The following is an 8,670-nucleotide window of genomic DNA, read 5'->3' on the forward strand; positions in this document are numbered from 1 at the left end:
GTGCGGGGCCTTGGTCACCAGAGTCTCGGACGGAAGGTGTTCGCCGGAGTCGGGTCCTTGCCACTGTGGTCGCAGACGGCTGAAGGGCCGGTCGCGCCTGGACGTGAGGTGCCCCGATAGCCGCCCTCGCGGGAAAGCTTGTCGATCCGGGCGTTGACGGACGCGGCGCAGCGAGTAGCCGCTCTGAGGTTGCGCAGGGCCTCCAGCAGAACTCTGTTGTCGCGGCTTTCACGCGCTTGCGCGCAGCGTCGGCTTCCCAGGTCCGCCCAGGTGACCACTTGGTGCCAGTCGGTCCGCAGGCGGGTGTCGGCGGGCATGCGGAACCAGATGAGCTCGAAGTAGGCGGCAATCTCCCAGTCGCCGCAGACTGACGGAAGCTGCCGGTACATCGTGCCCCATCTGTCTTCCTCCTCCACCGCCGACCGGAGTGCGGTGGTCAGTTGGCGGTCGTACCAGAACGCCGCGTCGATGAGATCGTCGCCGCCGAGGCGGTACCAGGCGCGGATCTGCCGGAGCCGGGTGAACTCCGACCGCGGCGGGTCTGGGACACCCCACTTCTGGACCAGGTTCAGTTGGGTGGTGCTGGTATTGGTAGTGAGGCCGAGCTGGTAGCTCCTGAAGGCTCCGTCCGCACCCGTGGCTATGACCGCAGTGGCACAAAGCAGAACCACGGCGCAGATGCGGGCAGTTCGATGGCCTGCAAGGTCAGGCTGACCGACGGCACCTGTGTCCTGCACCCGCCGACAGCGGACAGTGCCGACAACCAGTGCCGTGATCAGCGAGGTCAGCGCTGTGATGACCAGAGTGTTGTTCAGGATGAACGTGAACGGAAACAGCGGCCGCCACCATGCCGGGCGCCAGGCACATGAGTCCGACAGGACGCCGAGAGGCGCGACACAACCGTCCACGGACCCGAGCAGGGCCATTGCCATGAGCCCGAGAAACGCCGCTACCTGTCCCGCTATCAGTCCGCCGAGCAGGCGGTAGCGGCGGTCCACCGCGCTCGCGACCACGGCCGTCACGGTCGCCGGCAGGCACACCGCCACCATGAGGAGGACCGCGTACCGCAGGGCGTAGAGGCCTCCACGGGCCTCCGGCACAGGCTGCCCGGAGTGCACGTAGGCCTGGACGCCTACGACAGCCAAGCACGCCAGCGCCCCACCGATCAGTCCCGGGCGCAGGACCGTGCGCAGTGGCGGCACGGGGTCATCCGCGAGCGCCGCACGTGTCGGCTCCCAGCCAGGGTTTTCCGGCGACCGGCCTCTCGCCAACGCGAGTAACGGAAAGACCCATAAAAGGGTGATCACCAGGGAGCACATCGGTGTCGTCGCGATGTAGTCCAGTTGCGGCATTACCGTCGCGATGCCGGGCACTTCGCTCAGGTCGCCGGTCGGTGCCGCGGAGGGAAGCCACTGCAGTACGTTGCGCGCGACGACCTGCGCGCTGATGTCGTATCCGTTCAGATGTCCGGCTCCGGCGAGCATCCACCAAGTCAGCCACGCCACCATGACGAGCGAGGACACAGCCGTACACATCACGAGCGCGGGACGAAGAGTCCGGCCGCGGGAGGCGCTGCTCCACAGGCGGGCACACTGCGTGATCCACCATCCGAAGGCGGAGCCCGCCATCACGGGAACGAGCAGGACCCAGGGACGGGCCGGTAGCCAGGACCAGGACCAGCCCGCTCCGAAGCCGCTCAGCACCAGGCCCGCTGACATGCCTGCCCCGAGCCAGCACCCGGCCCACGCTCCGGAGGGCACTCGTGAGCGTGTCAGGAGGGCGTACACCACCGCCCGCCACAGCGTGACGGTGAGCACGCCGGCTGCCAGGGCGCCGGGAACGACGACCAGGAGCGTCATCAGATTGGAGGTGAAGTTTGATTGGTACGAAGCGATCTGCTGGGTCACCTGGGGCACGGCCATGACAGGCACAGTGCCGATGAGGAAGAGCGGCAGGGCCGGGCTGCGGAAGAGCGGCGCCGGATCGGTGAGGGCTCCCTGCCGCAGACCCCAACGCGGATGTGTGCGCCACAGTTCCAGGAAGGAGTCCACAGCGTTGCGGACCGGGCCACGAGGCGGTGCGACGGTGACGGACCAGCCCCGTCGGTCCGCGCCCCAGCGCACAGCGGTGAGGTCGGCGTATATCTCCCGGCTCCGCAGGATCTCGGAGCGGCTGAGATACAGGAGCAGAACCATGACGAAGACCAGAGTTGTTGCCCGGTCCAGTCGGGGCACTTCGTTGTCCGCGACCACCCCGTACAGCACGTAGCCCAGGCAGATCGTGTAGGGCAGGAGCACGAGAGCGAGGAAGGCGCGCCACAGGGCGACCGTGAGGTAGGTCAGAGTCACGTCGCGGTTGGCGATGTGGGCGAGTTCGTGGAGCAGCACAGCCTGGAAGCGTTGCTGATCGCTTCGATGGATGGCGAGCAGACCGCCGTGAAGGCAGATGACGGGTCGCCGAGTACGGCCGAACACCACCGCGCTGACCGAGGAGGCGGCCGGGTCGACCACCACCCGGGGCGGTCGAGTCCCGTCGGCCTTCGCGCACAGCTCGCCGAGCCGGGCGAGTAGCGTGCCATCCGGATCGACCGACTCCAACGGGACGACACGGCTGCGCCGCGCCCGCCATCGTGGAACCACTGCGAACAGCACACCGGCTGTGACCACCACCAGCAGTGGCCAGCAAGCGATCTGCCACCAGGGAGGCGGGGGCGCCCAAGTGGCCATACACGACCGAAAGGCCGTCGCCTGGCCGCTGAGGCTGCGCATCATGTTCCATGATTTGCCGTCATCGGGGTCCACGCCTGCGGCGAGGGAACAACCGATGTCGTCCCCCTCGGCCAGAACCTTGTACACCTCGAGGATCATGGCGCCGCTCGCGGTCAGCATCAGCAGCAGCAGGGTGGCGAATCTCGGTCCTGTCCCCGCGTCGAGGACCCTCTCGTCGATCCGGAGTCGTCGATCCGGGTCGAGTCCGGCCGACATCAGTCCTGCCCGGCGATCGAGCCCCCGGTCTCCGGATCAGCCGGGGGTTCCGGTGCGGGTGTGACCGATGAGTCGGACAACACCAGGCGGGCCACCACGGCGTCAGCAATTTCCTCCGCCCGTTCGGCGGGGAGCCCGCGCTGTTGGGCTGTGGCCAGCACCTGCGCCCGGACCTGGATCATCTGCTCGCGAGTCAGTGCCGGGACCGTCGTGATCGGAGCAGGTCGCCGAGAGAGCCGTCGCGCCATGCCACTCAGCCTGGTCGAGATGTTGGCTGCCGTCGTCGTCGCGAACTGCTGAGCGACCCCGTCGAGCACCAGCCACACCACGGGGGTCGCCAACGCCGCAACCTCACCGATGCCGAAGCCCAGTGGCTCGCGGCGACCGCCCCCGTGGCGCAGGCGCCTGACCACAGTGGCGTCATCGAAGCGGCAGAGCCCTTCGATCAGCGGCAACTCCGCTGGGGATACGGCTGCCACGACCGAACGCACCAGATCGCGCACAGGACGGGATTGAACGTCATCGCGCTCGTCGCTTCTGGATTCCACGCTTCCCCCTTGCCTCTCCTGATCCACACGGAGCGGGGCCTCACTGTGGCACGCGAGGTTGGCGGTGTGACAGTAGATTCAGAGCCAAAGAGTGCTCTGCGTGAGCGCCCGACGGACAGGGATCCGGGAGGGCGCCTCAGTGCCCTTGGCGGCGCTGGGCGTCGAAGCGGAGCAGCACCCGCACCAGGCGCCACAGTCCTGCCACCGCTCCGAGTGCCGCGCCTCCCGCCAGCACTCCCCGTCGGGCGGTGTCGGGGAGCTGGAAGGCGAGTGTGAACACCAGGACGGGAGCGAAGACCGCGAGGGCGAGCGCGCCGGCGGTCACCAGGGCGAAGACGATCTCCACCGTCATCGCGTCCTTCTCCCACCGCGACTCACGCCCTTGGTCCATGCCCGTAAGTCTCCTGCCTCTGCGGCGGTGTCTGGCGGTTGGTCAGCCGAGCTTGACCCCCGCGACGAACGCTTCCCACGCGCCGGTACGGAACGCCAGCACCGGGCCGTCTGTCACCTTGGAGTCCCGGACAGGGACCACGTCTGGGAGGCCGTCGGCTACTTCGAGGCAGTCGCCCCCGCTGCCGCCGCTGTACGAGGACTTGTACCAGGATGCCCTCGACAGGTCGTAGTCAGAGATGCTGATCTTCATGGTCGTAATCCTCCGCCGCCGATGCGATCAGAGCCAGGGACGCCTCGGGTGACAGGGCGCTGGCCGCGACAAGATCGTAGGTCAGTTCGTGCTGCCTGACCGGAGCCGGATCGTCCCGCAACTGGCCCGTTCCCAGGCCCTGGAGGTAGGCGAGCGGAGGGGCGTCCGCGAAGGACATCAGCTTGAGAGGCCCTTCGAGCGCCATGTGGGCACCGGCGGAGAACGGCAGGACCTGCACGATGACGCGGTGCCGTCTGGCCAGATGCTCGATGTGCCGAAGTGCCTCGGCCATCACCCTGAGGCCCCCCGCGAGACGACGGAGGGCGGCCTCGTCCAGGACTGCCCAGAACAGCGGGGTTGTTGGATCGGCGAGCAGTTGTCCCCGCTCCAGCCTCGCCGCCACGAGCTCGTCGATCACATCCTCCGTGGCCGTGGGCTGATACGCCCGGAAAACCGCCCGCGCGTACGCCTCCGTCTGGAGCAGCCCCGGGATCAGCAGCGGTGCGTACTCCTTGATGGTGGTCGCCTGGCGTTCCGCCTCCGCCGCCTCCGCGAAGTGGTCCGGGTACTTGGACTTGCTCACGGCAGCGCAGTTCCGTACGAAGAACCCGCCCGCGCCCAGCACCTCGTCCAGCTTCTCCGCTTGGTCCGACTGCATGCGCCGGGTGCCGGACTCCAGTTGGCCGATGAACGATCCGCTCACGAACAACGGCGCCCCCAGGTCCTCCTGCGACAGGCCCGCCGCCTCTCTGCGGTGCCGCAGTTCCGCGCCGAGCAGGGCGCGTGGGGAGGAGGAGGGGTCGAGCTTCTTGGGTCCGGGCAAGGCGACTCCCTATGACACATCTGCGGGTGTTGGAACTGCGCCTCTTCCACGGTAGCCGCGAATTGGCCACGCTGAGTAGGCATAGCCACTACTCAGCGTGGAAATGGGGAAGATCATGATGACGGCTACGGAACGGCGCAAGGATGCAGCGGGCAAAGTCCGTGCTGCGGAGGACGCGGTGGCACGGCTGCGGACCGGGCTCGCGGGTGTCGGCGTGAAACTGCCGTCGCTCCGGATCGACCTGGCGTCCTGCGCGGGAGACGAGCCGACCCCGCTCGTCGACCTCGGCCGCTGCTCGCTGGAGACGGCGCTCCGGCTGAGTGCGGCGCTGGAAGAAGCGGCCGGCCATGACAGTTGAGGGTCTGGAGCCGTGTACGCCGGAGCCCGGGACGTTCGCGGTGGACGCGCGTGACGGGCGGGTCGGCCGCGTGATGGGCCGGGTCGGGCCGTACGTACAGCTACGCCCGCCGGGCGGGGGAGCCGAGTGGGACTGCCCGCCGGACTTCGTCAGACCGGCCCCACCCGGGTTGGTGCTCCGGGCGCGGGTGACGGAGATCAACCGCGAGGGGCGGCTGCCGTCCTGACCGTCGTGCCCGCACCCGGCGGCCGTTCGGCCCGGGTGAGCCGCTGGTGGAGCGCCGCCGACACGATGTGGGCCGGCGGCAGCACCAAGGCGCCGGTGAGCAGCAGGGCGACGGCGATCGGGGCCAGGACTCCGGCGACGTAGGCGGCGTAGGTGTTGTCCGGGCCCCACTCAAGGAAGAGCGATGCCGTACCGGAGCGTGCGGGCCGGGCGGCGGACCACAGTAGGACGTACAGGCCGACGGTCAGCCCGCCGAGAGGCAGGGTGACGGCCAGGGCCCGGAGCCAGGCGGTGGCCCGGCTCCACGTCAGCGTCCAGGAGCGGCGCAGCGCGGCCCAGTGGCCGAGCGCTTCCGTCGCGGCGACGGTGGGGGCCAGGGCCCAGCCGAACCGGAGCAGCAGCGTCAGAGCCAGGCCCAGCAGGGGCGGACCGTATCGCAGCAGGGGGAAGAGGTGGGGGTACTCCCACTTGGGGACGATGGCGGTGTACTCCCTGAACGTCGTGGTGGTGAAGTACTCCTGCACCAGGACGCCGACCACGAGCGGGGTCCACACGAGTGCCCCGCGGAGTGCGTACGTACCCAGCACCGGACGGAAGCGGGACCGCCCGCGTGCTGAGTTGCCTCCCTGTTCAGCCGTCGCACGGGCGCAGGCCGTCTGTACGGCGGCGCATCCCGCGTGCAGCAGCGCGATCAGCACCGGAAGGCAGACGAGCAGGATGACCCACAGGGTGTGGACACGGCTTCCGTCGGGCGCGTAGGAGTCCTCGTCCAGGTGAGCCTGCACCGCGCCCTCGCGTATCTCGGTGAACGTGGGCCAGGCGGCCAGGAAGCCCGCGGCGGTGACCAGCAGGCCGCCCAGTGCGGTCGAAGCGGTGACGCGAGCGGACACCCCGTACAGGCGAGGGCCCGCGCGGCGCAGGGCGGTGAGTGCCGTGGCCGCGATCCCGTGCCGGCCGTGTCCGTGTGGGTCCAAGCCCGGCAGGAGGGTGCCGTGGTCGGCCGTCATACGTGCTGCCCTTCCGGTCCGTGGGCGTCGTCGGTGATCAAGCGCCACCATCCGCAAGGTGGGATGACGGACGACCGGCGTCCGGTTCCCGGGCGGGGTCTCGCCCGGGACTCGCCGATAGGTCACTGCGCGCGTCAGACGATCGTGGGACGCTTGCGGGACCGGCGGATCGCCGCCGGTGAGTCGATCTACGCTCCCCGCGTACGGCCACAGGAGGAGGGACCGAGATGACCGCCGCGATGGTCGAGAAGGACCAGGGCTCGGAAGGCCGCCCGTGGGACTACCTGCTGCGTACCTGGCAGGAGCTGGACGTGCCCGAGGGGTGGCGCGCAGAGATCGACGAGGGGCAGATCGTCTTGGTACCGCCGCCGCATGCGCACCACAACGGAATCGCCGCGAAGGTCCAGCGAACGCTCTACGCAAGCCTGCCTGAGGAACTGGAGATCTACCAGACGCTTGGTGTGCACGTCGCCCCGCTCGACAAGCTGTACGTCCCTGACCTCGTCGTGATGCCGACTGAGCTGATCACGTCCGCCGACCCGGACACCAGCGAACCGTTGGACGCCTCGGAGGCGTTGCTGATCGTGGAGATCACCTCCAAGGGAAACGCCCGCGAGGACAGGACGAAGAAATACCGGGCCTATGCGCGTGGCGGAGTCCCGATGTATCTGCTGATCGACCGGTTCGACACCCGCGGTGCGGTGGCCACGCTGTTCACGGAGCCGAACGAGGACGGCACGTACAAGCACAGCGAAGCCGTGCCGTTCGGGAAGCCGCTGCCGCTGCCCGCGCCCTTCGACGTCACCCTGCTCACGGGCGACTTCCCGGGCTGAGCGGTGCGGAGCGCAGCGGCCGTTCGTCGGCATGACCAGTACCCGGAAGCCGCTTGGCTAGCCCTTCTCCGCTGCCAGTACCGCCCATGACGTCACGGCCGGACTTGATCTCTCCGGCGCGAACGCCGTCGTGACCGGGGGCTACTCCGGCCTCGGCCTGGAAACGACCTTGGCGCTCGTCGCTGCTGGAGCTCGGGGCGTGTCCGCGCCTGGGCGAGGTGCTGCCGACGCCACGCGCCCTTGCCTCTCTGACTCAGTCAGCCTTCTCCGGAACGGAGTTTATGAGGGGTGTGTGAACACCGTGTCGACGGGCACACGAACTATCGCGCCGAGGTCAGGAACTCGGAGCTGGTTGGGACCTACCAACTAAAGGAAACTCAGGCCGTCGTGAGGCTGTACGCGCACAATCGGTCGAGTCTGATTGACGATTGAGGCTTGCAAATGATCATTCTGGGATTGATTCTGCTGATCATCGGCCTGCTTGTCGGTATGGGTCTGTTGACGACGATCGGCGGCATCCTCATTCTGGTGGGTGCAATTCTCTGGATCCTGGGTGCGTCCGGCCGCGCGGTCGGTGGACGAAAGCACTTCTTCTAGAGTCGGCAACTGGCCGCCCTGGAGAGCCCGAGACAGGTGCCGCCCTGGCGCCTGGTTCCCCCGCTCATCGGTCGAGAAGCAATCCCGGCCGGGTGACATAGGTGCTCGGATTCAGGGCGTGATGCTTTCCGCGATGACCGAGGAAAAGGGCCGCCCATTGAGAAAGTGGAGCGGACGGGTGTGTGCGCACCATCGAAGTCCACCTCACATACGTCAGCGGTCCTTTCATGCGAACGAAGGAGTCTTTCATGAGTGACAACCTGTGGGGTTACCAGCCGAGCGTCGGTCACACCGCCGGGACCGACCTGATCGGTTACAAGGTCGAGGCGACGGACGGCAGCATCGGCAAGGTCGACAAGCATTCCGACGACGTCACCTCCGCGTACCTGGTGGTTGACACCGGCATATGGATCTTCGGAAGGCACGTTCTTCTTCCTGCAGGCACGGTCAGCCGGATCGACGGCGACGACAAGAAGGTCTACGTCGACCTGACGAAGGAGCAGATCAAGGACTCCCCGGAGTTCGACAAGGACAAGCACATCGGTGACGCGGACTTCCACCGCACGACCGGCGAGTACTACGGGCGCCACCGCAGGGTCTGACTCGGCACCGTGTGGACGGCGGGCGGCCGGAACGCTACCAGCGTTCCGGC

At 68.1% G+C, this 8,670-nt stretch carries 11 protein-coding genes and 1 pseudogene; 6 read left to right on the forward strand and 6 right to left on the reverse strand.

The genetic code is table 11. The annotated features are described in order from the left end of the window. Window positions 1-14 precede the first annotated feature (14 nt). The 5 genes from ACFXOA_RS08950 to ACFXOA_RS08970 form a co-directional block, all read right to left on the reverse strand. The gene (locus ACFXOA_RS08950; RefSeq protein ID WP_385024162.1) at window positions 15-2,984 is read right to left on the reverse strand and encodes a M48 family metallopeptidase; all 2,970 of its coding nucleotides are present in this window, start codon (window positions 2,982-2,984) and stop codon (window positions 15-17) included. Then, the gene (locus ACFXOA_RS08955) at window positions 2,984-3,532 is read right to left on the reverse strand and encodes a hypothetical protein (protein ID WP_385024164.1); all 549 of its coding nucleotides are present in this window, start codon (window positions 3,530-3,532) and stop codon (window positions 2,984-2,986) included. Before ACFXOA_RS08955 ends, ACFXOA_RS08950 begins: the two co-directional genes overlap by 1 nt. Before the next feature lie 136 nt (window positions 3,533-3,668). Further along, window positions 3,669-3,923 (reverse strand): DUF6332 family protein, encoded by a 255-nt coding sequence (locus ACFXOA_RS08960; RefSeq protein WP_385024165.1) that lies wholly within the window; start codon window positions 3,921-3,923, stop codon window positions 3,669-3,671. 42 nt (window positions 3,924-3,965) lie between these two features. Further along, the gene (locus ACFXOA_RS08965) at window positions 3,966-4,175 is read right to left on the reverse strand and encodes a DUF397 domain-containing protein (protein ID WP_385024167.1); all 210 of its coding nucleotides are present in this window, start codon (window positions 4,173-4,175) and stop codon (window positions 3,966-3,968) included. Continuing rightward, window positions 4,156-4,998, reverse strand: a complete 843-nt coding sequence (locus tag ACFXOA_RS08970; protein ID WP_385024169.1) for a Scr1 family TA system antitoxin-like transcriptional regulator — start codon at window positions 4,996-4,998, stop codon at window positions 4,156-4,158. Before ACFXOA_RS08970 ends, ACFXOA_RS08965 begins: the two co-directional genes overlap by 20 nt. 103 nt (window positions 4,999-5,101) lie before the next feature. Here ACFXOA_RS08970 and ACFXOA_RS08975 point away from each other — a divergent pair, with 103 nt between their 5' ends. Beyond that, window positions 5,102-5,356 carry a hypothetical protein gene (locus ACFXOA_RS08975; RefSeq protein WP_385024171.1) on the forward strand — a complete coding sequence of 85 codons (255 nt, stop codon included), beginning with the start codon at window positions 5,102-5,104 and terminating at the stop codon, window positions 5,354-5,356. Beyond that, window positions 5,346-5,582: a hypothetical protein gene (locus tag ACFXOA_RS08980; protein WP_362672936.1), complete on the forward strand. Its 237-nt coding sequence runs from the start codon at window positions 5,346-5,348 to the stop codon at window positions 5,580-5,582. Before ACFXOA_RS08975 ends, ACFXOA_RS08980 begins: the two co-directional genes overlap by 11 nt. Here the strand turns inward: ACFXOA_RS08980 and ACFXOA_RS08985 are convergent. Then, window positions 5,554-6,588: a hypothetical protein gene (locus ACFXOA_RS08985; RefSeq protein ID WP_385024174.1), complete on the reverse strand. Its 1,035-nt coding sequence runs from the start codon at window positions 6,586-6,588 to the stop codon at window positions 5,554-5,556. The genes ACFXOA_RS08980 and ACFXOA_RS08985 overlap by 29 nt on opposite strands. Before the next feature lie 227 nt (window positions 6,589-6,815). Between ACFXOA_RS08985 and ACFXOA_RS08990 the strand changes: the two genes are divergently transcribed. The 4 genes and pseudogenes from ACFXOA_RS08990 to ACFXOA_RS09005 all read left to right on the forward strand — a co-directional run bounded on the left by ACFXOA_RS08990 (window position 6,816) and on the right by ACFXOA_RS09005 (window position 8,620). Next, complete coding sequence (locus tag ACFXOA_RS08990) at window positions 6,816-7,421, forward strand: Uma2 family endonuclease (protein ID WP_385024176.1); 606 nt, start codon at window positions 6,816-6,818, stop codon at window positions 7,419-7,421. A gap of 61 nt (window positions 7,422-7,482) precedes the next feature. Continuing rightward, window positions 7,483-7,671, forward strand: a pseudogene (locus tag ACFXOA_RS08995) (oxidoreductase); the annotation flags it as partial. Between the two features lie 191 nt (window positions 7,672-7,862). Continuing rightward, window positions 7,863-8,018, forward strand: coding sequence for a hypothetical protein (locus ACFXOA_RS09000; protein ID WP_362541483.1), 156 nt, complete (start codon window positions 7,863-7,865; stop codon window positions 8,016-8,018). 248 nt (window positions 8,019-8,266) lie between these two features. Next, window positions 8,267-8,620, forward strand: coding sequence for a PRC-barrel domain-containing protein (locus tag ACFXOA_RS09005; protein ID WP_385024178.1), 354 nt, complete (start codon window positions 8,267-8,269; stop codon window positions 8,618-8,620). Window positions 8,621-8,670 lie beyond the last annotated feature (50 nt).

The organism is Streptomyces sp. NPDC059166, from assembly GCF_042755185.1.
Lineage (GTDB): Bacteria > Actinomycetota > Actinomycetes > Streptomycetales > Streptomycetaceae > Streptomyces.

Bases quoted from the DNA above. Each gene is read 5' to 3' on its own strand.
- ACFXOA_RS08985 (WP_385024174.1), bottom strand. From the start codon at position 6,588: ATGACGGCCGACCACGGCACCCTCCTGCCGGGCTTGGACCCACACGGA.
- ACFXOA_RS08960 (WP_385024165.1), bottom strand. From the start codon at position 3,923: ATGGACCAAGGGCGTGAGTCGCGGTGGGAGAAGGACGCGATGACGGTG.
- ACFXOA_RS09000 (WP_362541483.1), top strand. From the start codon at position 7,863: ATGATCATTCTGGGATTGATTCTGCTGATCATCGGCCTGCTTGTCGGT.
- ACFXOA_RS08950 (WP_385024162.1), bottom strand. From the start codon at position 2,984: ATGTCGGCCGGACTCGACCCGGATCGACGACTCCGGATCGACGAGAGG.
- ACFXOA_RS08980 (WP_362672936.1), top strand. From the start codon at position 5,346: ATGACAGTTGAGGGTCTGGAGCCGTGTACGCCGGAGCCCGGGACGTTC.
- ACFXOA_RS08965 (WP_385024167.1), bottom strand. From the start codon at position 4,175: ATGAAGATCAGCATCTCTGACTACGACCTGTCGAGGGCATCCTGGTAC.
- ACFXOA_RS08975 (WP_385024171.1), top strand. From the start codon at position 5,102: ATGGGGAAGATCATGATGACGGCTACGGAACGGCGCAAGGATGCAGCG.
- ACFXOA_RS09005 (WP_385024178.1), top strand. From the start codon at position 8,267: ATGAGTGACAACCTGTGGGGTTACCAGCCGAGCGTCGGTCACACCGCC.
- ACFXOA_RS08990 (WP_385024176.1), top strand. From the start codon at position 6,816: ATGACCGCCGCGATGGTCGAGAAGGACCAGGGCTCGGAAGGCCGCCCG.